Here is a 23,828-nt window from a genome sequence, read left to right on the forward strand (position 1 = left end):
ACCTTTTTTACTGGTAACTTAAATTATATGTTTTGTTAACGTTTACTTATAATCTATTCCTTTTTTCTAATCTAAGTTTGCAATGATAAAAATCTAAACTAATAATAAACCTTTAAAACCATTGCTATAAGAAGAAAGAGTATTGAATATGAATTTGAATTAATTATTAAAATCCTTAATTTTATTGAGGATTTTTTTGTGCATTTACAAATCAAATCTTTGTATTTTTGTAGTCTATGATAGACGAACGCGAAGTAATATCGGAAAAAGCTGTTTTAATTGGAATTATATCTCAGAAACAAGATGAAACTCAATCTACAGAATACTTAGATGAATTAGAGTTTTTAACGCTTACTGCAGGTGGAGTTGCCGTTAAACGTTTTGTCCAAAAGATGGAAAAACCAAATCCTAAAACTTTTTTAGGTGTTGGTAAATTAGAAGAAGTTAGAGATTATATTGAATCGAATCATATTGGAACTGCCATTTTTGATGATGAATTATCTCCTGCTCAAATACGTAATATTGAAAAGGTTTTAGATTGTAAAATCTTAGATAGAACCAACTTAATCTTAGATATTTTTGCACAAAGAGCACAAACAAGCTCTGCAAAAACACAAGTAGAATTGGCTCAATGTCAATACTTATTACCACGTTTAACAAGATTGTGGACACACCTTGACAAGCAAAAAGGTGGTATTGGTATGCGTGGACCTGGAGAAACAGAAATAGAAACAGATAGACGTATAATTAGAGATAAGATTTTTCTTTTAAAGCAAAAATTAAAAACCATTGACAAACAGATGGGTGTGCAACGTAAAAACCGTGGAAAAATGGTTAGAGTTGCTTTAGTTGGTTACACAAATGTTGGTAAATCTACCTTAATGAATGTAATTAGCAAGAGTGATGTATTTGCAGAAAACAAGTTGTTTGCAACCTTAGATACTACTGTTAGAAAAGTAGTAATTAAGAACATCCCTTTCTTATTAACAGACACTGTTGGTTTTATTAGAAAGTTACCTACACAATTGGTAGAATCTTTTAAATCTACTTTAGATGAAGTACGTGAAGCAGATTTGTTGTTACATGTGGTAGATATTTCTCATCCTAATTTTGAAGATCATATTGCCTCTGTAAATTCTATTTTAGCTGATATAAAATGTGCAGACAAACCAACTTTAATGGTTTTTAATAAGATTGATGCATATGCTCATGAAACAATAGATGAAGATGATATTGTTACAGAAAGAGAGAAAAAACATTATACTTTACAAGATTGGGAAAAAACTTGGATGAATGATTATGAGGTAGAATCTATCTTTATATCTGCTTTAAACAAAGATAATTTAGAAGATTTTAAAGAAAAGGCTTACCAAGAAATAAAGAAAATTCACATTCAGCGTTTTCCTTATAATGACTTTTTATATTATGAATATAAAGAGGAAGAGTAAATAATTATGATTTGATAAAATAAACTTCAAAGAGATGAACAAGAGCTCCACAGAATTAGTAGACCATTTAGACAAACACTATATACATAGAAGTAATTGGCTAAGGGCAACTGTTTTAGGAGCAAATGACGGAATTTTATCTACCGCAAGTTTAGCTATTGGAGTTGCTGCTGCAAGCGATTTAAGAGAACCTGTAATTCTAGCAACTTTAGCTGGCTTAGTTGCTGGGGCATTATCTATGGCAGCAGGAGAATATGTTTCGGTAAGTTCCCAAACAGATATAGAGACTGCAGATATTGAAAGAGAAAAAAAAGAACTAGAAGAAATGCCAGAACTTGAGTTACTAATGTTGGCAAGAATCTACGAAGAGAGAGGTCTTAAAAAAGAAACAGCTTTACTTGTTGCTAAAGAATTAACAGAAAAAGATGCGTTAGCCGCGCATATTAGAGATGAATTAGGTATTAATGAAATTAGTCAAGCAAATCCTATACAAGCTGCAGTAGCATCGGGAGCTGCTTTTACAATTGGCGGATTACTTCCTTTTTTAGTAACTCTTTTTCTACCTTTAGAAAGCTTAGAATACTCCATTTATGCTTCCTCAATATTATTTCTGATGCTTTTAGGAGCCTTAGCTGCAAAAGCAGGTGGTTCTAATATTGGAATAGCAATTTTAAGAATTACTTTTTGGGGTACTGCCGCAATGGGTTTAACCGCTTTTGCAGGATACTTATTTAATGTAAATATCTAAAAAACCATCAAAAAAAAATTAAAACACGTTAAAAACAGAAGACTATTCTTCCTTGTTATCATCATTAATTCCCATTTTTTTAACTCGGTTTTTCCAAGATTTTTTAGCATGAGCTTGTAAGTCTGCCACAGAATCGCTTTCATCCATTATCTCTAAACCTAATAAAGTTTCTATTACATCTTCTTGAGAAACAAGTCCGCTTACAGAACCATATTCATCTACAACCAAAGCAATATGTTCTTTCTCTTTAATTAATTTTTCAAATAAATCAGGAATCGATAAATCTCTATCTGTAATTATTATATTTCTTTTTATAGAAGCTAAAGGCTCTGCTCCTTTTCCACTAATTATAGCTTCAAATAAATGGTCTTTTAAAAAATACCCTGTAATTTCATCTGGGTTTTCCGCAAAAACAGGAATCCTAGAATAACGTAATCTTTTATGTTCTTTATAAAAAGCTTCTATCGTTTGGCTTTCATCTGCTATTTCTAGTACAGATCTAGGCGTCATTACATCATTTACTTTAATCTCTTTAAAACCTAATAAATTTCTAATAACCTTACCTTCACTTTCATGAAAAACACCATCTTTTTCAGCCATTTCTGTCATCACCAAAAACCCTTCTCTACTTAAAATACTACCATGTCCTTTGCCTCCAATTAATTTTGTAGTTAATTGTAAAACCCAAATAAAACCTGTCCATTTTAATGGAAAAATCATAATATTTAAAGTCTTAGAAGTAAAGTTTGCTAACTGTCTCCAATAAGTGGCTCCAATTGTTTTAGGTATTATTTCTGATGCTACTAAAATTAAAATAGTCATTATTGTAGACACAACACCCACCATAACATCTTCTGTTAATTTAATACCCAAAATAGTTTTAGTAGAAGTACCATACATTTCTGCATAAGCTACTTTTGCTTGTACACCAACTAAAATAGCACCAACTGTATGTGCAACTGTATTAATTGTTAAAATTGCTATTAAAGGTTTATCTACATCTTTCTTTAACGCTTCTAATTGTATTGCATATTCTAGCCCTTCTTTCTTTTTTAGATTGATAAAAGTTGGCGTAATACTCAATAAAACTGCTTCTAGAATAGAACATAAAAATGAAAAGAAAACAGAAACGGTAGCGAAAATTATTAATAATGTCATCAACAAAGATTTAGAGTGTAAAAGTAAGCAAAATAAAAAACCTCAAGAATTTCTTCTTGAGGTTTAAATAAAATATTATTTGATACTACTTAAAAAGCATAACTCAAACCTAGTAAATAGTAAGATTGTAATTTGTTATCTATATTATCAAAAGTAGCTGCAGGAACAACAGCATTATCTAAAGCATTGTTTAAAGCTTCTTGTTTATTTTGACGTAAACCTAACTCAAAACCAACTCCAATTCCTTTCCAAATTTTATAAGCAAAAGAGTTTGTAAAAGTCCAGTTAGATAAATCTGATGTCTCATAGCTTTGAAACATAGATAAATTAGACTTTACACTTAGTTTACCATATTTCTGTGTGTAATCTGCTACAACTTTAGCACCTAAAGAAGATTCGAAAACTGTATCTCCACTACTAAAAACAAAATTGTAGTTTCCTGGATGTATAACAACCACTAAATTATTTGTAGGTGTCCAAGTTGTACCAATACCTAAATCTAAATATCCAGGGTCGTTAAAATTGTCTATAATAGTGGTTCTATATTCTGCTAAACCAGAAAGTGCCCATTTTTTATTTAATCGCTTACCATATAAAGAGCTAATTGTAAATACATCTGTAGTAGCTTCAAAACCTTCATCTCCAGGAACTCCTTCTTCATCTAGTTTTACCCAACCTAAATTAACCGCAGCAGAGTTTCTCCAGAAAAAATCTTCTTTAATTAAATTAGCAAAACCATTTACTGTAATACCTATATTACCAGCAGTTGCTGTAGGTGCAGTTCTAGAATACCAGTTATTAAAACCAGAAAAACTACCTCCAATGGTACCAAAAGCACCTTTTCTCCATCCTGGAAGTGCATCTATTTTTGCTTGTAAAGCTTTTATTTCTCCATTTAATTTAGCAATTTCTGCTTTTTTAGGAGCTTGTTCTTTTTTTAATTCTTCTGCTGTTTGTCCGTTAATAGATAAACTAGCCAATACCAATAAAAATAAAATTGATAACTTCTTCATTTTTTTGTTTTTTAAATTTAAGCGTGCAAAAATACACCTTTTCTTCTTTAGACCATAAAAAAATTAATAAGTCACTTTTTGGTGGAAACTATAATTTAATCCTAAACCAAATAGTTGTCTAAATTGCACTTTACTAGAAGCATTATCATCTACAATAGTATGAAAAGTCATTTGCATTTTAATATTATTATTTACTTTAAAGCGAATGTTTGTTTGGTTTTCTACATCTACATTTTCTGGCTGATCTAGGTAATCTGAGTAGAGTGCAACAATATTTTCCATTTCTACATTCTCCATTATACTAAACTTAAAATAACCAGATAGGTTAAAACCTAAACTAAAATTGGTATTATCCCCTTCATCTACACCAAATTGACCAGAAAAGAAATCGCTAACCATGGTTAATCTAGCTGTAGCCGGAGCTATATTTATATTTGAATTATCAGACTTTTTCCATAACATACCAGTACCTAAGCTTAAATAGGCTGGTGAAAAAAGATCTGAAACAGGCAATGCAGGTTCTACTTTATAATTATAACCTCTAGAATATTGCGTCTTAAAATTAATAAATTGTGATAAAAACCAATTATTACCCGATTTTATCCCTAAAAGAGAATTTAATTCGAATCTATCATTTGTTTTTCGATACCCTTTGTCATTTAAATGGCTAGATCCATAAGCAGTTACTATTCTAGTATCCCAATTGACATTATTTTTTTTGTAATTAAAATCGTAGTTTACATTTATGTCTCCTGCAACCGTGTTTTCTCCCCCAGATGTCCAATTAGAGAAGGTAGATTGATTGAAAATAAAACCAAACTTTCCATTAATTTTCCATTTAGGAATAGGTAACGTATCTTTTTTCTTTTTTTGTGCATAAAAAGAAGTGGATAAAATAAGGAACAAAAGAAGTAATACTCTTCTCATTTTAAAGTTATTTTATAAAGACAATCTACCCAATAAAGTAAAATTATCTTTTAGTTTTATATAAAGGCACTGTAGAGCAAGCTTCTCCAAACATGATAGACCTTGCTACTGGTTGTAATTTTTCTATTAAAAAGACATACGCAGAATTAGGGATTGGTTTATTTGCGCACCCTTTTATAATAACAGGTGCATCTATAAATTCTTTAAAATCTAAAAAACCAATTAATTCTTGATAAAGTACAGTTTCTAGCAATTCTAAATTACCAATAACCACTTTATTTGCAAACGGAATTAATTCTGATGCAACTAACATAAAAGCCCAAGAAGGAATTATTGCATCTACAGAACAAGAAATAGCTACAAAAGTATTTTTGTACTGAGACCAATCATGGTTTTGTACAGATTCTCTAAAGTCTTTTTCTTTTAAGATTAACTCTTGAAACAACCAATCTTTCACATCAAATTCAACTCTTTTCCCTTCCGGATAGATTTCTTCTAAATCAAAGGTTTTAAGTTTACTATTTGTAACTCTATTTATAATTTCTTCTTGCATTTTTAAAGTTTCAAAGTTGAGATTTCTCAATCGCTTAAAAAAGCTCATTTAGAAATGACATTGGTTGTTTTATTCTAAAATTGGTACTAATAACAGAGAACTGTTTTACAGCATTCCTAATTCTAATTTTGCTTCTTCACTCATCATATCTTGTGTCCAAGTAGGATCGAAAGTAATTTCTACTTCACAGTTTGCAATTTCTTCTAAAGTTTTTACTTTATCTTCAATCTCAACTGGCAAACTTTCTGCTACCGGACAATTAGGTGAGGTTAATGTCATTAATATTTTTGCATTATTATCTTCAGAAACAAAAACGTCATAAATTAAACCTAATTCGTAAATATCTACTGGTATTTCTGGATCGTAGATTGTTTTTAAAACATTTACAATTTTATCTCCTATTACTTCTAACTCTTTATCTGTCATTATATTTCATTTAACAATTAGTTTTAACCAATTGTATTTTAATTTGCTAATTTAGTTTGTTGCGCAATGGCATACATTTTTATGTACTTTACCATAGAAACTAACCCATTTGCTCTGGTTGGCGATAAATGCTCTTTTAAACCTATTTCATCAATAAAATCTGTAGAGGCACCTAAAATATCTACTGGTTTTTGATTTGAATAAACCCTCAATAACAATGCCACAATACCTTTGGTTAAGATAGCATCACTATCCGCAGAAAACTTAATAATATCTCCCTCTAATTCAGAAAATAGCCAAACTTTAGACTGACAACCTTTTATTAAATTTTCATCTAACTTATTTGCTTCCTCTATAATTGGCAACGATTTCCCTAACTCTATAATGTACTCATAGCGTTCCATCCAATCATCAAACATAGAAAACTCATCAATAATTTCTTCTTGTATTTCTTTGATAGTCATTTTTAAAACTTATTTTTGCACTTTTTAAAAAGCATTTTATAAAATGCAAAATTACGTATAAAATCTAAGAAATGAGTAAATTATTAGCAGTTGGTACAGTAGCTTTTGATGCAATTGAAACCCCTTTTGGGAAAACTGACAAAATATTAGGTGGATCTGGAACCTATGTAGGTTTAGCTGCAAGTCAATTTGGAGTAAAAACAGGCGTTGTTTCTGTAGTTGGTGGAGATTTCCCTGCATCCTACTTAGAAATGATGAATTCTAAAGGAATTAATACCGATGGAATTGAGGTAGATAAAGAAGGTAAAACTTTTTTCTGGAGTGGTAAATATCATAATGATATGAACTCTAGAGATACTTTAATTACAGAATTAAACGTATTAGAGACTTTTACACCTGTTGTACCAGAAAACTTTAAAGATGCTGGCATTGTAATGTTAGGTAATTTACACCCGTTAACACAGGCATCTGTATTAGATCAAATGACAGAAAGACCAAAATTAGTAGTTTTAGATACTATGAATTTTTGGATGGACATTGCTTTAGATGATTTACATACTGTTTTAAAAAGAGTAGATGTAGTAACTATTAATGATGAAGAAGCACGTCAGTTATCCGGAGAATATTCTTTGGTAAATGCGGCTAAAAAGATTCATGAAATGGGTCCTAAATATGTAGTGATTAAAAAAGGAGAACATGGTGCTTTGTTATTTAATGAAGGAGATATGTTTTATGCGCCTGCATTACCTTTAGCAGAAGTTTTCGATCCTACTGGAGCTGGAGATACATTTGCGGGTGGTTTTTGTGGTTATTTAGCAAAAACAGAAGATATTTCTTTTAACAACATGAAAAATGCAATTATCTACGGTTCTAACCTAGCATCTTTCTGTGTAGAGAAATTTGGTACAGAGCGCATGCAAAACCTTACAAAAGAAGACGTTAAAAAGCGATTACAAGCTTTTAAAGATTTAACACAATTTGATATAAAAATATCTTAATTTTAATCCGCGGTTTTTTGCTGCGGATTTTTTTTTACAACAACACAACAAAAAAACTATAAATACCAATGAGTGATGCTATTAAACATGAATGTGGAATTGCACTTGTTAGATTAAAGAAACCGTTACAGTTTTATAAAGACAAATACGGTTCTGCTTTTTACGGAATTAATAAAATGTATTTATTAATGGAAAAACAACACAATCGTGGACAAGATGGTGCAGGTTTTGCCAGCGTAAAATTTAATGTAGAACCAGGTACAAGATATATTAGTAGAGTGCGTTCTAACCAATCACAACCTATACAAGATGTTTTTGCTCAAATTAACCAACGTTTAAATAGTGTTTTAGAACAAAACCCTGATAAAAAAGACGATGTTGCTTGGCAAGAAGAAAACATGCCCTATGTAGGAAATCTATTTTTAGGACACGTACGTTATGGTACTTTTGGTAAAAATAGTATAGAAAGTGTACACCCGTTTTTACGCCAAAGTAACTGGAAACATAAAAACTTAATAGTTGCTGGTAACTTTAACATGACTAACTCTAATCAAATACTTGAAGAATTAGTTGAGTTAGGGCAACATCCTAAAGAGTTTACAGACACTGTAACTGTAATGGAAAAGATTGGCCATTTCTTAGAGGACGAAGTTGGAAAATTATACCAAGAAGCAAAGAAAAAAGGACTTAATAAAAGAGATGCTTCTCCTTATATAGAAGAAAACTTAAAGCTTAAAAAAGTGTTAAAAAGATCTTCTAGAAACTGGGATGGTGGTTATGCAATGGCTGGTATAGTTGGTCATGGTGATGCTTTTGTTTTAAGAGACCCGAACGGAATTAGACCTACTTATTTTTATGAAGATGAAGAAGTTGTCGTTGTTGCTTCAGAAAGACCAGTTATTCAAACTGTTTTTAATGTAAAGATAGAAGACGTTCAAGAATTAGAAAGAGGACATGCTTTAATTATTAAGAAAAGTGGCGTAACTTCAATTAAGAAAATTATAGAGCCTAGAGAAAAACTAGCTTGTTCTTTTGAACGTATTTATTTTTCTAGAGGTAGTGATGCTTCTATATATAAAGAACGAAAAGACTTAGGAAAAATAGTGTTTCCAAAAATTTTAGACTCTATTAATAGTGATATTTCTAACACTGTGTTTTCTTTTATACCAAACACTGCAGAAACTTCTTTCTACGGAATGGTAGAAGCTGCTGAAGATTTATTAAACCAACAAAAAACAGCAAAAATTTTAGCTGGTGGAACAAAATTATCAGCACAAAAAGTTACAGAAATTTTATCTGAAAGACCTCGTTTTGAAAAAATAGCGATTAAAGATGCTAAATTAAGAACTTTTATTGCAGATGATAGTAGTAGAGATGATTTAGTAGAGCATGTTTATGACATTACCTATGGTGTTGTAAAACCTACTGATAACCTGGTTATTATTGATGATAGCATTGTTCGTGGAACTACTTTAAAGAAAAGTATTATTAGAATTTTAGATCGATTAAAACCTAAAAAAATAGTAGTAGTTTCTTCTGCTCCACAAATTAGATACCCAGATTGCTATGGTATTGATATGGCAAGAATTGATGATTTTATTGCTTTTAAAGCAGCTTTAGAATTATTAAAAGATACTAACCAATATCATATTATAGACGAAGTTTACAAGAAATCTAAAGAGCAACAAGGTAAACCAGACACAGAAATTATAAATCACGTAAAAGAAATTTACAGTCCTTTTAAAGCTGAAGAGATTTCTGCTAAAATAGCAGAAATGCTAAAAACAAAAGATATTAAAGCAGAGGTAGAAGTAATTTATCAATCTATAGAAGGCTTGCATAAAGCATGTCCAGACAATTTAGGAGATTGGTATTTTACAGGAAACTACCCTACTCCTGGAGGACATAGAGTTGTAAACCAAGCTTTCATTAATTTCTATGAAGGTAATAGCGAAAGAGCGTACTAAATAAATTTCATCACACTTGTGTGATAAAACACTTATCAATAATATCTTGATTCTAGTAATATTTTAATACTAAAGTCAAGATATTATTTTTTTCTTTAACTTCACTTTAACTAAAAGTAACATTTACCATTTCTCTTTAACATCTAAGAAAAATCAGTTAAAAGCACATTTAAACACATTTCCCTTTAACATATCTTTAAGTTTTCTTTAAGACTCCTTTTTTATTGTTTCCCTAAATTGGTCCGTAATTCAAATAACATTTTAATGATGACAAAAAAATTACTTACTAAATTATTTTTAGTTGCTTTTGTTTTTGGTTTTACAACTCAAACAGAAGCCCAATTTTGGAAGAAAAAAAAGGACGAAACTCCTAAAGAAGCTCCCAAAAAGAAACCCGAAAAAGGAGACATTCAACCTTACAGCAAAGTAGTAACCAAAGATTATAAAACAGACGAAGGTTTATTTAAAGTTCACACAAAAGGTGATTCTTATCTTTTTGAAATACCAGATTCTCTTTTAACAAGAGAAATGTTAATGGTAACAAGAATAGCAAAAACAGCAACCGGAATTGGTTTTGGTGGCGGAAAAACAAATACGCAAGTATTACGTTGGGAAAGAAAAAACAAACAAATTCTACTAAGAATTGTTTCTCATGACATTGTTGCAGATACTGTTTTACCAGTTCATAAAGCCGTTGTAAACTCTAACTTAGAGCCTATTCTATTTTCTTTTCCTATAAAAGCAATCAGTAAAGATTCTACAGCTACAGTAATAGATGCTACTCCTTTATTTGCTACAGATATAAAACCTTTAGGTTTTCCTGGTTTTTATAGAAAAGCGTATGGTGTTACAAGAATGGATAAGGACCGTTCTTACATAGAAAGAGTTAGTAGTTATCCGAAAAATATAGAAACGAGACATGTAAAAACATACTCGGCAAGCAAAGCTCCTTCTAATAGTGCATTGGGTTCTATTACTTTAGAAATGAGTAATTCTATGGTTTTACTTCCTAAAGTACCTATGAAACGTCGTTATTTTGACGAACGTGTTGGTTGGTTTGCTCGCGGACAAGTAGATTATGGTTTAGATGCTCAAAAAAGTAAAACAGTTACGTATCTAGACAGATATCGTTTAGAAGTAAAAGATGAAGATATTGAAAAATTTAAAAGAGGAGAATTAGTAGAACCTAAAAAACAAATTGTTTATTATGTAGATAGCGCAACTCCAGAAGAGTGGGTTCCTTATATTATACAAGGTGTAAATGATTGGCAAGTTGCTTTTGAAGCAGCAGGTTTTAAAAATGCAATTGTGGGTAAAAGAGCTCCTACTAAAGAAGAAGATCCAGAGTACAGCCCAGAAGATATTCGTTATTCTGTAATTAGATATTTAGCATCACCAATTCCTAATGCAAACGGTCCTCACGTTAGTGACCCTCGTTCTGGAGAAATTTTAGAATCAGATGTTAACTGGTATCACAATGTAATGTCTTTATTACATAATTGGTACTTTATTCAAACTGCAGCCATTAATACTGAAGCAAGAAGCAATAATTTTAAGACAGAAATAATGGGTGAATTAATCAAATTTGTGTCTTCTCATGAGCTAGGTCACACATTAGGTTTACCACATAACATGGGGAGTTCTGCGGCATATCCTGTAGATTCTTTGCGTTCTGCATCTTTTACTAAAAAATACGGAACAGCCCCTTCTATTATGGATTATGCTCGTTTTAATTATGTTGCACAACCAGAAGATAAAGGTGTTGCCTTAATGCCAAATATTGGTGTGTATGATAAATATGCAATCTCATGGGGATACAGACCTATTTTAGATATAGACGCTAAAGATGAAAAGCCAATTTTAGATGCTTGGATCTTAAAACATGCTGGAGACCCAATGTACAGATTCGGACATCAGCAAGCAGGTAATGTTGTAGACCCTAGTTCTCAAACAGAAGATTTAGGAGACAATGCAATGAAAGCTTCTATGTATGGAATTAAAAATTTACAAAGAATTTTACCAAGATTAGAAGAATGGACTTCTGAAAAAGGTGAAAATTATGACGATTTATCTACGATGTACGGACAAGTTTTAGGTCAGTTTAATAGATATATGGGGCATGTAACAGCTAATGTTGGTGGTGTATATGAAAACTATAAAACTACAGACCAAGAAGGAGCTGTTTATACTTATGTAGACAAAGCAACTCAAAAAGAAGCATTACAATTTGTTATTAATGAGTTATTTAAAACTCCTAATTGGATGTTAGATAAAAACATTTTTAGCAAAACAGAGTTTTCTGGTTCTGTAGAAAGAGTTCGTGGTTTACAAGCAAGAACTTTAAATAATATATTAGATGCTGGTAGAATGGCTCGTATGATAGAAAATGAAACGGCTAACACAACGAGTGCATACACCTTAATTAGCATGATGAGCGATTTAAGAAAAGGTGTTTGGAGTGAAATCTACACTGGTAAATCTATTGATACTTACAGAAGAAATTTACAAAGAGCTTATTTAGATAGGTTAGATTATCTTTTAAACAAAGCTTCAGACCAAAGAGGTGTAAACAGTGGCTATAGAAAAAGTACTGCTATTAACATCAATCAATCTGATGTAAAATCTGTTGCTAGAGGAGAGTTGAAACGTTTACAACGTGATGCTAAATCTGCTTCTAACAGAGGAAACACTTTAACACGCTACCACTTACAGGATGTTGTAGATAGAATTGAGACTATTTTAGATCCTAAATAATATAAACATTATTTTATATATATTTAAAACCTCATCTTAATTGATGAGGTTTTTTTTATGCGTATTAATTTGGATTGTTTCTAAACCCAAAAAACACTAATTTCGTTATCGTCTGATATATCGAATTAAAACTCGGCATATCAATAAAGTTGGCAATAATTATGAAAAAACTACTACTAACAACTTTTTTACTAATATTTACAATTCAATTCTTCGCTCAATCTGACGAGGGGAAAATTGTAAATCAAAAGTTTAATTCAGAATCTTTTGGAACTGAAAGAGAAATAAAAATATTTCTACCAATTGAGTATGAATTAGAACCTGATATGGAATTTCCTGTAATATATTTACTTGATGCTCAAAATGAATCTCTATTTAATTTAGCAAAATCAACAATAGATTATTTAATAGGCTCAAATGAAATACAACCATCAATATTAGTTGGAATTATTTCAGAAAATAGACAATTTGAATTTTTATCAAAAAACGAAAATAAAGAAACTTTGGAAAGATATGAAAAAGTTGGTGGTTCGATTAACTTAATGGAAAGTTTAAAAAATGAAGTGTTTCCCTATATAGATAAAAACTACCGAGTGAAATCCAATCGAATTGGAATTGGACATTCTCTTGGCGGAACATTTCTCACAGAAACATTAATAGACAAACCAAAACTATTTAATGCATTAATTCTTATTAGCCCAAACTATGTTTATGACAATGAGAAAATACTTAAATCTATAGATAAAATTTCTATCAACATAAAAAGCAATAACAATTATATCTACTCAATTAGTGGAACTATTGGAAAGTTTGAGAATGAATTTAATCCTGTCACAAAAAAAGTAGACTCATTATTTAAACTAAACAAATTAAAATCAACACAGTGGAGTTATAGAAAAATTGATAATTATAATCACGGTACTATTTTACTGGAAGGCATACAAAAAGGGTTAATTGATTATTCAAATAATTTCGACTTATCAAAAATCAATAATAATGGATACGAACAATTATCAGTTAATAATTATGAAAAAGCTTTTGAGATTTTTCAACGTGGTATCGAATTATTTCCGAATGACTCTAATATTTATGATAGTTTTGCCGAAGCTAAAGAAAAAAGCGGAAATCGAAAAGAAGCTAAAGAACTTTATTTAATCGCTTTAGCAAATTTGAAAAAGGAGAAAAAAAAATACAAAGAAAAAGAATTTTTGAGACGAAAAAATATTTATAAGAAGAATATAAAACGTGTGAGCAATTAACTATTGCCAACACCGTGTAAAAAAAATTGCTAAATTAGTGCTTTACTAAAGGCAGTTGCTTTTTTGCAAACAACAATTTTCCTACGGAAAATAGCCGTTCACAAAAATCGCAACTTTCATTATACAACAACGATAACGAAACCATAATCCCTAAACAACTTAAAATAAAAAAAGTCAACAAACAACTTGTACGTATTAATGATAATATCTACAACTATGTTTATCAAACGCATTAAAAAGTATTCTATATTTGCAGCACAATATTTTTTATGAGTCAGACACTTTTATCATCTCCTTTACAAGGCTTTACAGATTACAAATTTAGAAACGCATTCAATCATTTTTTTGGTGGAATAGACACTTTTTATTCGCCATACATCCGTTTAAACGGAAAATTAGTGATTAAGAATTCTTACAAAAAAGACATTGAACTCGAGAATAATACGGACTTAGAGGTAATTCCGCAAATTATTACCAATGATGTAGAAGAATTTCTGTTTGTTTCTAAATACGTCAGAGAATTAGGTTACAAAGAATTGAATTGGAATTTAGGCTGTCCCTACCCGATGGTTACCAAACGCGGAATGGGTTCTGGATTAATTGCAGATCCTGAAAAGATAGATAGCATTCTTCATAAAATTCATAATGAATCTGATATTTTAGTTTCTATGAAAATGAGAATGGGCTATGATACTCCTGAAGAAATTTTAGAGGTTTTGCCTGTTTTAGATAACTATCCATTAAAAAACATTGCTATTCATGCAAGAATAGGAAAACAATTATACAAAGGCGGAACAGATTTAGATTCATTTCAAAAATGTGTAGACAATACAAAGCATAAATTGTATTACAATGGAGACGTTACTTCTGTTGCAGCATATAAAAAACTACAAGAACGTTTTCCGTCTATAGATCATTGGATGATTGGTAGAGGACTAATTGCAGATCCTTTTTTACCAAGTATGATAAAAGCAGAAACTACTGAATACCCGAAAAATAGGTTCGATATTTTTAACGAATTTCACGATCGTATTTTTACTGAATATGATGCAGCACTTTCTGGTCCAACGCCTATTAAAATGAAGATGCTTGGTTTTTGGGAATATTTTTCTCAAAGTTTTTCAAATCCTCAGAAAACCTATAAAAAAATTAAAAAAGCAGGTAGTGTAAAAAATTACGAAATAGCTGTTAGAGAAATTTTTAAAGAGGCTAAAAATGGTTAAATAAATTCGTTATTGCGAGGTACGAAGCAATCTGTTTAATTAAAAAGTAGACTGCTTTATGAACACGTAATGAGATTCCTTTTCGTGCCTCATTCGGAATGACACTCGTTCTAAAATTAACTTCTAAGATTGAGGATGCTAAGCTCTAAACAAATCGTAAAAAGGGATAAATTAGATAGAATACATCGCTATATAATATTCCTCCTTGTTCCTCATTCGGAATGACATTCGTTTTAAAATTGACTTTTTTAATTGGCAAAATACACTCAAAGTATATCATATTAAGTGATAATTTATACAAAACTATCACTTAATATGATTTCTCTCATTCCTCATTCGGAATGAAAAATCGTTTTAAAATTAAAGTACCTTAAGAAACAGTTTCATTAGGATTCTCTTTATTAAAATCACTCACAACTGTAGCAATCACAGTATCTATTCTTTCTTTACTAATATCATATTTAGGATTTAATCCTTTTTTCTCTGGAAAATTCTCGATAGTAACCGTTGTAGATGGAAAAGCAAAATCTACACCTAATTCTTTTGCTAATTTTACAATAGCAATATGCAATCTGTGTTTAGAAGATTGCTCTACACCCCAAGTTAAACTCTTAAAATACACGTTAACCATCACCAATAAAGCTGAATCTCCAAAACCTGTAAACTCTACATTATAAGAATCAGATCGTGTTTCTGGGTGTGCAATAATAATTTCTCTAACCCCTTTTACAAAAGCTTCAATTAATTCTGGAGGTGTATCATAACGCAAACCTAAGTTTGTATTATATCGTCTAAATAAACGCAATCCTTTATTATTGATCACCAATTCAGACAATCTACTATTCGGAATTTGAAAGATAGAAGTATCTGCTGCACGTACTTGTGTAGACCTAAACCCTACTCTTTCTACAGTACCTACTACTTCTCCTGCCTCAATCCAATCATCTATATGAAATGGTTTGTCAAGAAAAATCATAATGGTACCAATCAAGTTTTTTACAGTATCTTGAGAAGCCAAAGCAAATGCCAAACCTCCAATTGTTGCACCAGCTATCATTGTTGTTGTATCTACACCAAAAAGCACCAACAATCTTAAAGCACCACCCACAAGAACCACACCTGTTAAGAAGCTGTGTAAAATAGGCACTAATTGATCATCTAACCTGCCATGAGTTCTTTCTGTAAACTCACCATAAATGCGCATTATAACTTGTACCAATTTTAAGAAAACGTAAATCCAGAAAACGGTTTCGGCAATATTTAAAGTTAAAAATACCCACGTATTTGTGGTTAAACCAAATTGTAATGAAGGAAAAGCTTTATCTATAAAAGTTAATGCGACCAATAAACTTATTGGATGCGCCAATTTTTTAATCACTTTATTAACCTCTAAATTGGTGTTCTTTGTAATTTGTTGTTGTAACTTTAATAAAATAAAAAACGCAATCCTCTTTACAATTAAGAAAATAAGATAGGCTATAATAAATAGGATTAACAATCCTATAATTTTCCACAATTCTATATTCAGTATCTTTTTATACCCAGAAAGAGGTATTATATCCTGTATTTTTTGAATATACCAAGGATATACAGATTTGTATAAACCTTCTATTTTAGTAATTGTTTCTGTAGAATAATACCAATTTTCTCCAATTTTTTCTACATAAATTTGTGGCATTCTTTCTGGAAACAATACATATTTAGAATAAGAAGAATAGCCAACTGTATCTTTATAATTAGCATCGGTAGGTATTTTGTCTAAATCTACATACAAACCTTTACCGTCTAAAACCTGCTTTATTTTTATTGCTTTTTCAATAGCTTTCTCTTCAGAGAGACCTAAAATAGTTTTTGCCGCTTTTTTAGGTTCATAAGAATCCGATTGCAAAAAGTATAAATGTGTATAAACAGTAGCGTGAGGGTTACTCATATCTACACGTATACTATCTTGTGCTATGGTACATATTGGTAATAATAAAAGGAGCCACAAAAAATTTTTCATCTTTATTTCTTAAAATCGTGTTAAACAGAAATGCAAATTTAAACCTTTTCATTTTTTAAGAGTCCAAGAAGCGTAATTAAAAAATAACAAAACAAAAAAAATGAAAAACATAGTAACAATTTTAGTACTTGTAATCGCTTTTACATTTACTACACAAGCACAACAAAGAGGCGGACAACAAAGAGGTGGACAAGTTTCTACTGAAAAGATGTTAGAAAAAATGACAACCGATTTGAATTTAACAGAAGATCAGCAAAATAAAATTAAACCTTTATTAGAAAATCAAAAAGCAGAGAAAAAAGCCTCTATGGAAGCAAGAAAAGCTGCAAGAGAATCTGGAGTAAGACCAAGCAAAGAAGAACGCGAACAACTTAACGCTGATAGTAAAGAAAAAGCAACTGCTTTTAATACAGAAATGAAAAATATTCTAGACGAAGAGCAATTTGCTAAGTTTGAAGCAATGGCTAACGAGAAAAAAGGAAATACTGAAAACAGAGGTAAAAAGAAAAAAAATTAATAACATATAGTTTAGGTTAATTTGTTTATTAAAACTCGGTTTCTTTATAGAGACCGAGTTTTTTTTTAACACACACTCTATGTTAAATACTTGTTAAACAAAATTTCACATTAAACCATTCAATTTTATAACTGTCAAAGAAGTATACATTAAAACAATTAAAACATATAGATATGAAAAAATTAGCAAGCATTTTAGTATTAGTATTTGCAATTACATTTACTACACAAGCACAGAAAAAAAGAGGAGGAAACGGTGAAAGAGGTTCTAAATTAACAACAGAACAACACGCTACTTTAACTGTTAAAAAAATGACATTAGCTTTGGATTTATCTGAAAAGCAGCAAAACCAAATTAAGCCTATTTTAATGGCTCAAATGGCAGAAAGAAAAACTATAATGGCAGAGAGAAAAGCAAATAGAGCTGATAAGAAAAGACCTACAGCAGATGAAATGTACGCAATGCAAAACAAACGATTAGATAACAAAATTGCAATGAAAAACAGAATGAAAGACATTTTAAGCAAAGAGCAATTTGTACAGTTTGATAAAATGCAAAAAAACAGAAGCAAAATGGGAATGCATAAAATGAAAGAAAAAAAAGGATCAAAAAACAACAAGGAAGATCAAAGAGGTGGTAGATCTAAAAAATAAAAGTAAACTAGTTTTGGTTGATTAGTTGATTAAAAAAACCCGATTTCTTAATTGAAATCGGGTTTTTGATTTTATAACGAATTGGTTAGCGTTAGGGATTGAGCGGTCTGTTTGAGCTCTTTTTTGTGTTTACAAAAAAAGCGAGTAGCGAAAGCCCGACCTTGTGTAACGCCCAAACCTTATTCTTTAAACCAACTAGAGTATTTTAAATAATTATTGGCAATTCTATCAATCTCTCCAGAAATTAATTCTTGCGAAATATCTTTTACTTTTTTAGCTGGTACTCCTGCATAAATACTTCCACTTTCTACTCTTGTATTCTTAGTAACTACTGCTCCTGCTGCAATTATGGAGTTAGATTCTATAACACAATCATCCATAATAATAGAACCCATACCTACCAAAACATTGTCGTGAATAGTGCAACCATGTACAATTGCATTGTGGCCAATGGATACATTATTGCCAATGGTTGTAGGTGATTTTTGATACGTTGCATGGATAACCGCGCCATCTTGAATGTTGACTTTATCACCAATTTTAATGTAATGTACATCTCCTCTTAGCACTGCGTTAAACCAAATACTGCATTCTTTTCCTAGAGAAACTTCGCCAACAATTGTCGCATTTTCTGCTACGTAACAATCTTTTGGTATTTGCGGATGATTTCCTCTTACTGCTTTTATAATTGCCATAATTTATAAATTTAAATTGTATTTTTAGTATTATAAAATTGTATTACATATAACTTCTTAGAAAAAATTGAAGTTACACCTCAATAGAAACCACCAAACCTTCGTTACTTCTTACATTAAAAACAGTTTCGTCATCAAAAATTAAATATTGTCCTTTTATTCCGACTAATTTACCTTTATAAGTTGGTGTTTTAATCAAGTTTAAACTTTTAGGCTTTTCTGGATATTTAACTACAGGAAAATTAATATGTGTTTCCGTATTATTTTCGATAAAGTATTCTTTTGCTTCTTCTGGAATAAATTCTTTTAATTTTTCTCGCCAAGCTACCAAATCTACATCTTCAATATCATTTTTTAGCATTTTGCGCCAATTGGTTTTATCTGCTACATGGTCTTTTAAAGCAACCTCGGTAATACCTGCTAAATATCTATTTGGAGCTTCCAAAATTTCAATAGCTTCATGCGCTCCTTGATCTATCCAACGTGTTGGTACTTGTTGTTTTCTGGTAACGCCCACTTTTACATTGCTCGAGTTTGCCAAATACACAATATGTGGTTTTAGTTGCACTGCTTGCTCATACGCCAAATCTCTATCTTCTATACCTAAATGTGCTTTGCTTAATTCTGGTTTCATAATCCAATCTGCAGCACTCGGTATTTCAAAAAAACAAGATTTACAAAAACCTTGTCTATAAATAGTCTTTTCTAAATGGCAGTTTAAACATTCGTAGGTAACAAAATTAATTGTTATTTCTTTATTTATTAACTGATTCATATTTATAAAATCAGTTTTCATATCTAAATAATACTGAATTTGTTCTGCTTTTTCAGTCATCATTTTTTTTAAAACTCCTTGGTAAATCATCGCACAAATTTTAGTATTTTTAACAAAAAATTATTCGTCATTACGAGTAGAACGAAGTAATCTGTTTTTTTTTTAAAGAGAGATTGCTTCATGACGCAAAAAAAAGCGTAATTCGCAATGACTTTGTACAAATTTACGAATTTCTATGGCTTTTCAAATTATCAATTCTATAATTTCTTGGTTTTTAAAGAAACGGAAACATCAAATAGAACTCTTTTTAAAATATCCTATTGATGTGCAAGATGAATTACTTTTAAAACTTGTAAATCTTGCCAAAAACACTCAATTCGGTAAGGAATATAAATTTTCTAGCATAAAGAATCATAAAGATTTTACAACAAATGTTCCTATTCAGAAATATGAAACTTTTGAGCCTTTAATTGAACGTTGTAGAAAAGGAGAACAAAATTTATTTTGGCCAACAGACATTAAATGGTTTGCAAAAAGTAGTGGAACAACCAATGCTAAAAGTAAATTTATACCTGTTTCTGATGAAGCTTTAGAATATTGCCACATGAAAGCTGGCAAAGATATGTTGTGTTTGTACATCAATAACAATGAAGATACGCAGCTTTTTACAGGAAAAGGATTGCGCTTAGGTGGAAGCTCTGATATGTACCAAGATAACAATTCTTATTTTGGAGATTTATCTGCTATTATTATAGAAAACATGCCTTTTTGGGCAGATTTTAGCTCTGCTCCTAGTCAAGAAGTTGCTTTAATGAGCGATTGGGAAACAAAAATGGATGCTATTATAGATGAAACCATAGATGAAGATATTACCAGTTTAGCAGGCGTACCAAGTTGGATGTTAGTTTTACTTAACCGAGTTTTAGAACGTTCTGGAAAAGAAAATATTTTAGAAGTTTGGCCTAACCTAGAAGTCTATTTTCATGGAGGCGTAAACTTTAATCCTTATAGAGAGCAGTATAAAAAAATTATACCTAAAGATAGTTTTAAGTACTACGAAATTTACAATGCTTCGGAAGGTTTTTTTGCCATTCAAGATAGAAATAATTCAAAAGAATTGTTATTAATGTTAGATTACGGAATTTTCTATGAATTTATTCCGATGAGTGATTATAAAGGTGAAAACTCTACAACAATAACACTTGCTGATGTTAAAAAAGACATCGATTACGCTCTAATTATTACTACAAATGGAGGTTTGTGGCGTTACTTAATTGGAGATACCATTCGTTTTACCTCTTTAGAACCGTATAGAATTAAAATTACCGGACGCACCAAACATTATATAAATGTTTTTGGAGAAGAGTTAAATATAGAAAATGTAGAGGATGCTTTAAAATTAGCCTGCGAAAAGACAACTGCTACTATTGCAGATTATACAGTGGGACCTATTTTTATGGAAGGCAAAGAAAAAGGTGGACATGAATGGGTTATAGAATTCACAAAAAAGCCTGATTCTATGGGCTATTTCTCTGAAGTTTTAGACAATGCTTTAAAATCTATCAACTCAGATTATGAAGCTAAACGTTATTTAAATATTACTTTAATGGCGCCAAAAGTGCACCAAGCACAAGAAGGATTATTCTACAAATGGCTAAAACAAAAGAACAAATTAGGGGGCCAACATAAAGTACCTAGATTGTCTAATTCTAGAGATTTTGTAGATGAATTAATAGTGTTAATGAAACCTTAAATTTATTGTAATTTTAACTTAATTAGGCATGATTGTTGATAAATAGCTTAGAGATTTATCAACATCAAAAACCTAAAAATGATTAAAAAAATTACTTTTATTTTTTTCCTTTTACTCTTAAACTACACTACAAGCGCTCAAATTCTTACAGTACTTAACAAAGAGACTAAAGAAACCTTAGAGCAAGTAACCATATTTAACAAGCTAACCAATAATTACGTTACTACAAACGGAGAAGGACAAGCAGATATTAGTGATTTTATAAATGCGGAAACATTAGAAGTTCGGTTTCTTGGTTTTAAAACTAAAATTAAAAGTTACGAAGCTTTTAAACAAAATAACTTTCTAGTACACCTAACTCCTACTATTTTAAGAATAGATGAAATTGTAATTTCCGCTACAAAATGGAAGCAAAAAACATCTGATTTAGCTACTAAAATTACTGTTATATCTCCAAAAGCCATAGCATTAATGAACACACAAACGGCTGCAGACTTGCTTACCGTTTCTGGAAAAGTGTTTATGCAGAAAAGCCAACAAGGAGGCGGAAGTCCGTTAATTAGAGGTTTTGCTACCAACAGATTGTTATACACTATTGACGGAGTTAGAATGAATAATGCCATTTTTAGAGCTGGTAATATTCAGAATGTAATTTCTTTAGATCCTTTTGCCATAGAAGAAACCGAAATAATTTTTGGTCCTGGTTCTGTTATTTATGGAAGTGATGCTATTGGTGCTGTAATGAGTTTTAAAACCTTATCGCCAAGTTTGTCTTTAGATGATGAAACATTAATTACAGGAAATGCGTTAACACGTTTTTCTTCTGCGAATGAAGAAAAAACCTATCATGCAGATTTTAATCTAGGCTATAAAAAATGGGCATTTGTTACCAGTTTAAGTTATAATGATTATGGAGATTTGAGAATGGGAAGTGATGGACCTGAAGAATATTTAAGAAACGTATATGTAGAAAGACAGAACAATGAAGATATTATAATTACCAATAAAGACCCAAAAATTCAGACGCCTTCTGGATACACACAAACCAACTTGATGCAAAAAGTGAGGTTTAAACCAAATGAAAAATGGAATTTTGAGTATGGTTTTCATTTATCAGAAACCTCTAGTTATTCTAGATACGATAGACATTTAAGAACAAAAGATGGAAATCCTCGTTATGGAGAATGGAGCTACGGTCCACAAAAGTGGATGATGAATAATTTTGAAATCAACAAAAAAGGAAGCAATTCTTTTTATGATGATGTTACTTTAAGATTAACGTATCAAAAATTTGATGAAAGTAGAATTAGTAGAAATTTTAATGATAATGAAAGAGAAACAAGAACAGAACGTGTAGATGCCTATTCTACCAACTTAGATTTTTCTAAAAGCTTAAGTGCAAAAAGTAAATTATTTTACGGAACAGAGTATGTTTATAATGATGTAAATTCTACTGGAATAAACACAGATATAGATACCAACATTTCTCAAGCAGGACCTAGCAGATATCCAAATTCTAATTGGTCTTCTTTAGGTGTTTATGTTTCTAACCAATATAACCATTCTAAGAAATGGGTTTTACAATCTGGTTTGCGTTATAATTTTTACAGCTTAAACGCTACTTTCGATACTACTTTTTACCCTTTACCTTTTACAGAAGCAAATATAAATGACGGTGCCTTAACGGGTAGTTTAGGTTTGGTTTTTAGACCGGAAGAAGATTGGTTATTAAGTACAAACTTCTCTACGGCTTTCAGATCGCCCAATGTAGATGATATTGGTAAAATTTTCGATTCAGAACCTGGTTCTGTAGTGGTTCCAAATCCGAATTTAAAAGCAGAGTACGCTTATAATACTGATGTTTCTGTTGCAAAAACTTTTGGTGATTATTTAAAAATTGAATTGACCGGTTTTTACACCAATTTAAAAGACGCCATGGTACTAAGAGATTTTACTTTAAATGGTAAAACTGAAATGCTATATGATGGTGAATTAAGCACAATACAAGCAATACAAAATGCAGCTGTTGCTAATGTGTATGGATTTCAAACTGGTTTTGAAGCAGATTTAGGAAATGGCATTGGATTTTCATCAACAATTAGTTATCAAAAAGGAGAAGAAGAGTTAGACAACGGAGAAAAAAGTCCTTCTAGACACGCTGCTCCTTGGTTTGGCACAACACGACTATCTTATAATGCGAGTAAATTAAAAGCGCAATTATATGCAGATTATAGTGGGTCTGTCGCTTATAAAGATTTACCAGAAAGTGAAATAGCAAAAGATTATATCTATGCAATTGATGCAAATGGAAATCCATATTCTCCTTCTTACATTACGATAAACTTAAAAACGTCTTATAAATTTACCGATAATTTATTAATATCTACAGGTTTAGAAAATATTGCAGACAAACGTTACAGACCTTATAGTTCTGGAATTGTTTCTCCCGGTAGAAACTTTGTAATTTCTTTAAAAGCAAATATTTAAAAGTATCC

At 30.8% G+C, this 23,828-nt stretch carries 20 protein-coding genes; 11 read left to right on the top strand and 9 right to left on the bottom strand.

Features of this window, described 5'->3' with window-relative positions; translation table 11 throughout:
- Positions 1 to 236: 236 nt before the first annotated feature.
- Positions 237 to 1,448 (top strand): GTPase HflX, encoded by a 1,212-nt coding sequence (gene hflX / locus GQS58_RS10585; protein WP_166385641.1) that lies wholly within the window; start codon positions 237 to 239, stop codon positions 1,446 to 1,448.
- 34 nt (positions 1,449 to 1,482) lie between these two features.
- The gene (locus GQS58_RS10590) at positions 1,483 to 2,196 is read left to right on the top strand and encodes a VIT family protein (protein ID WP_166385643.1); all 714 of its coding nucleotides are present in this window, start codon (positions 1,483 to 1,485) and stop codon (positions 2,194 to 2,196) included.
- Between the two features lie 42 nt (positions 2,197 to 2,238).
- Here the strand turns inward: GQS58_RS10590 and GQS58_RS10595 are convergent, their stop codons facing one another.
- The 6 genes from GQS58_RS10595 to GQS58_RS10620 all read right to left on the bottom strand — a co-directional run bounded on the left by GQS58_RS10595 (position 2,239) and on the right by GQS58_RS10620 (position 6,737).
- Entirely contained in the window at positions 2,239 to 3,354 is a 1,116-nt protein-coding gene (locus GQS58_RS10595; RefSeq protein WP_166385645.1) for a CNNM domain-containing protein, read from the bottom strand.
- Between the two features lie 89 nt (positions 3,355 to 3,443).
- Entirely contained in the window at positions 3,444 to 4,367 is a 924-nt protein-coding gene (locus GQS58_RS10600; protein ID WP_166385647.1) for a DUF3078 domain-containing protein, read from the bottom strand.
- A gap of 63 nt (positions 4,368 to 4,430) precedes the next feature.
- Entirely contained in the window at positions 4,431 to 5,294 is an 864-nt protein-coding gene (locus tag GQS58_RS10605; RefSeq protein WP_166385649.1) for a DUF3078 domain-containing protein, read from the bottom strand.
- A gap of 43 nt (positions 5,295 to 5,337) precedes the next feature.
- Entirely contained in the window at positions 5,338 to 5,847 is a 510-nt protein-coding gene (locus GQS58_RS10610; RefSeq protein WP_166385651.1) for a DUF2480 family protein, read from the bottom strand.
- A gap of 105 nt (positions 5,848 to 5,952) precedes the next feature.
- Positions 5,953 to 6,273 carry a DUF59 domain-containing protein gene (locus GQS58_RS10615; protein ID WP_166385653.1) on the bottom strand — a complete coding sequence of 107 codons (321 nt, stop codon included), beginning with the start codon at positions 6,271 to 6,273 and terminating at the stop codon, positions 5,953 to 5,955.
- Between the two features lie 38 nt (positions 6,274 to 6,311).
- Positions 6,312 to 6,737 (bottom strand): SufE family protein, encoded by a 426-nt coding sequence (locus GQS58_RS10620; protein ID WP_166385655.1) that lies wholly within the window; start codon positions 6,735 to 6,737, stop codon positions 6,312 to 6,314.
- A 71-nt stretch (positions 6,738 to 6,808) separates the two neighbouring features.
- Here GQS58_RS10620 and GQS58_RS10625 point away from each other — a divergent pair, with 71 nt between their 5' ends.
- The 5 genes from GQS58_RS10625 (at position 6,809) to GQS58_RS10645 (ending at position 14,938) form a co-directional block, all read left to right on the top strand.
- Positions 6,809 to 7,735 carry a PfkB family carbohydrate kinase gene (locus tag GQS58_RS10625; RefSeq protein ID WP_166385657.1) on the top strand — a complete coding sequence of 309 codons (927 nt, stop codon included), beginning with the start codon at positions 6,809 to 6,811 and terminating at the stop codon, positions 7,733 to 7,735.
- 68 nt (positions 7,736 to 7,803) lie between these two features.
- On the top strand, positions 7,804 to 9,702 hold the full coding sequence (locus tag GQS58_RS10630) for an amidophosphoribosyltransferase (protein WP_166385659.1): 1,899 nt from the start codon (positions 7,804 to 7,806) through the stop codon (positions 9,700 to 9,702).
- A gap of 267 nt (positions 9,703 to 9,969) precedes the next feature.
- Positions 9,970 to 12,456, top strand: coding sequence for a zinc-dependent metalloprotease (locus tag GQS58_RS10635; protein ID WP_166385887.1), 2,487 nt, complete (start codon positions 9,970 to 9,972; stop codon positions 12,454 to 12,456).
- Positions 12,457 to 12,617: 161 nt separating this feature from the next.
- Positions 12,618 to 13,715 carry an alpha/beta hydrolase-fold protein gene (locus GQS58_RS10640; RefSeq protein ID WP_166385661.1) on the top strand — a complete coding sequence of 366 codons (1,098 nt, stop codon included), beginning with the start codon at positions 12,618 to 12,620 and terminating at the stop codon, positions 13,713 to 13,715.
- Between the two features lie 269 nt (positions 13,716 to 13,984).
- Positions 13,985 to 14,938, top strand: a complete 954-nt coding sequence (locus GQS58_RS10645; RefSeq protein ID WP_166385663.1) for a tRNA dihydrouridine synthase — start codon at positions 13,985 to 13,987, stop codon at positions 14,936 to 14,938.
- A 370-nt stretch (positions 14,939 to 15,308) separates the two neighbouring features.
- Here GQS58_RS10645 and GQS58_RS10650 read toward each other — a convergent pair whose 3' ends face one another.
- The gene (locus GQS58_RS10650; protein WP_166385665.1) at positions 15,309 to 16,940 is read right to left on the bottom strand and encodes a mechanosensitive ion channel family protein; all 1,632 of its coding nucleotides are present in this window, start codon (positions 16,938 to 16,940) and stop codon (positions 15,309 to 15,311) included.
- 100 nt (positions 16,941 to 17,040) lie between these two features.
- On the opposite strand from GQS58_RS10650, the gene GQS58_RS10655 reads away from it, so the two are divergent.
- Positions 17,041 to 17,457, top strand: a complete 417-nt coding sequence (locus GQS58_RS10655; protein WP_166385667.1) for a Spy/CpxP family protein refolding chaperone — start codon at positions 17,041 to 17,043, stop codon at positions 17,455 to 17,457.
- Between the two features lie 173 nt (positions 17,458 to 17,630).
- Positions 17,631 to 18,110, top strand: a complete 480-nt coding sequence (locus GQS58_RS10660) for a hypothetical protein (RefSeq protein WP_166385669.1) — start codon at positions 17,631 to 17,633, stop codon at positions 18,108 to 18,110.
- Between the two features lie 179 nt (positions 18,111 to 18,289).
- Here the strand turns inward: GQS58_RS10660 and GQS58_RS10665 are convergent, their stop codons facing one another.
- Both GQS58_RS10665 and GQS58_RS10670 read right to left on the bottom strand, forming a co-directional pair.
- Positions 18,290 to 18,805 carry a gamma carbonic anhydrase family protein gene (locus GQS58_RS10665; RefSeq protein WP_166385671.1) on the bottom strand — a complete coding sequence of 172 codons (516 nt, stop codon included), beginning with the start codon at positions 18,803 to 18,805 and terminating at the stop codon, positions 18,290 to 18,292.
- Between the two features lie 73 nt (positions 18,806 to 18,878).
- On the bottom strand, positions 18,879 to 19,670 hold the full coding sequence (locus GQS58_RS10670; protein ID WP_166385673.1) for a DUF2797 domain-containing protein: 792 nt from the start codon (positions 19,668 to 19,670) through the stop codon (positions 18,879 to 18,881).
- 145 nt (positions 19,671 to 19,815) lie between these two features.
- On the opposite strand from GQS58_RS10670, the gene GQS58_RS10675 reads away from it, so the two are divergent.
- Complete coding sequence (locus tag GQS58_RS10675; RefSeq protein WP_166385675.1) at positions 19,816 to 21,333, top strand: GH3 auxin-responsive promoter family protein; 1,518 nt, start codon at positions 19,816 to 19,818, stop codon at positions 21,331 to 21,333.
- Between the two features lie 78 nt (positions 21,334 to 21,411).
- Positions 21,412 to 23,820 carry a TonB-dependent receptor domain-containing protein gene (locus GQS58_RS10680; protein ID WP_166385677.1) on the top strand — a complete coding sequence of 803 codons (2,409 nt, stop codon included), beginning with the start codon at positions 21,412 to 21,414 and terminating at the stop codon, positions 23,818 to 23,820.
- Positions 23,821 to 23,828 lie beyond the last annotated feature (8 nt).

It is taken from the genome of Polaribacter sp. 11A2H, assembly GCF_011379025.1.
In the GTDB taxonomy this organism is placed as follows: domain Bacteria; phylum Bacteroidota; class Bacteroidia; order Flavobacteriales; family Flavobacteriaceae; genus Polaribacter.

What these genes read in the sequence shown, in the direction of transcription:
- GQS58_RS10590 (WP_166385643.1), top strand. Translation starts at nt 1,483, where the DNA reads ATGAACAAGAGCTCCACAGAATTAGTAGACCATTTAGACAAACACTAT.
- GQS58_RS10600 (WP_166385647.1), bottom strand. Translation starts at nt 4,367, where the DNA reads ATGAAGAAGTTATCAATTTTATTTTTATTGGTATTGGCTAGTTTATCT.
- GQS58_RS10620 (WP_166385655.1), bottom strand. Translation starts at nt 6,737, where the DNA reads ATGACTATCAAAGAAATACAAGAAGAAATTATTGATGAGTTTTCTATG.
- GQS58_RS10595 (WP_166385645.1), bottom strand. Translation starts at nt 3,354, where the DNA reads ATGACATTATTAATAATTTTCGCTACCGTTTCTGTTTTCTTTTCATTT.
- GQS58_RS10625 (WP_166385657.1), top strand. Translation starts at nt 6,809, where the DNA reads ATGAGTAAATTATTAGCAGTTGGTACAGTAGCTTTTGATGCAATTGAA.
- GQS58_RS10660 (WP_166385669.1), top strand. Translation starts at nt 17,631, where the DNA reads ATGAAAAAATTAGCAAGCATTTTAGTATTAGTATTTGCAATTACATTT.
- GQS58_RS10610 (WP_166385651.1), bottom strand. Translation starts at nt 5,847, where the DNA reads ATGCAAGAAGAAATTATAAATAGAGTTACAAATAGTAAACTTAAAACC.
- GQS58_RS10640 (WP_166385661.1), top strand. Translation starts at nt 12,618, where the DNA reads ATGAAAAAACTACTACTAACAACTTTTTTACTAATATTTACAATTCAA.
- GQS58_RS10605 (WP_166385649.1), bottom strand. Translation starts at nt 5,294, where the DNA reads ATGAGAAGAGTATTACTTCTTTTGTTCCTTATTTTATCCACTTCTTTT.
- GQS58_RS10650 (WP_166385665.1), bottom strand. Translation starts at nt 16,940, where the DNA reads ATGAAAAATTTTTTGTGGCTCCTTTTATTATTACCAATATGTACCATA.
- hflX (WP_166385641.1), top strand. Translation starts at nt 237, where the DNA reads ATGATAGACGAACGCGAAGTAATATCGGAAAAAGCTGTTTTAATTGGA.
- GQS58_RS10675 (WP_166385675.1), top strand. Translation starts at nt 19,816, where the DNA reads ATGGCTTTTCAAATTATCAATTCTATAATTTCTTGGTTTTTAAAGAAA.
- GQS58_RS10670 (WP_166385673.1), bottom strand. Translation starts at nt 19,670, where the DNA reads ATGATTTACCAAGGAGTTTTAAAAAAAATGATGACTGAAAAAGCAGAA.
- GQS58_RS10615 (WP_166385653.1), bottom strand. Translation starts at nt 6,273, where the DNA reads ATGACAGATAAAGAGTTAGAAGTAATAGGAGATAAAATTGTAAATGTT.
- GQS58_RS10635 (WP_166385887.1), top strand. Translation starts at nt 9,970, where the DNA reads ATGACAAAAAAATTACTTACTAAATTATTTTTAGTTGCTTTTGTTTTT.
- GQS58_RS10645 (WP_166385663.1), top strand. Translation starts at nt 13,985, where the DNA reads ATGAGTCAGACACTTTTATCATCTCCTTTACAAGGCTTTACAGATTAC.
- GQS58_RS10630 (WP_166385659.1), top strand. Translation starts at nt 7,804, where the DNA reads ATGAGTGATGCTATTAAACATGAATGTGGAATTGCACTTGTTAGATTA.
- GQS58_RS10665 (WP_166385671.1), bottom strand. Translation starts at nt 18,805, where the DNA reads ATGGCAATTATAAAAGCAGTAAGAGGAAATCATCCGCAAATACCAAAA.
- GQS58_RS10655 (WP_166385667.1), top strand. Translation starts at nt 17,041, where the DNA reads ATGAAAAACATAGTAACAATTTTAGTACTTGTAATCGCTTTTACATTT.
- GQS58_RS10680 (WP_166385677.1), top strand. Translation starts at nt 21,412, where the DNA reads ATGATTAAAAAAATTACTTTTATTTTTTTCCTTTTACTCTTAAACTAC.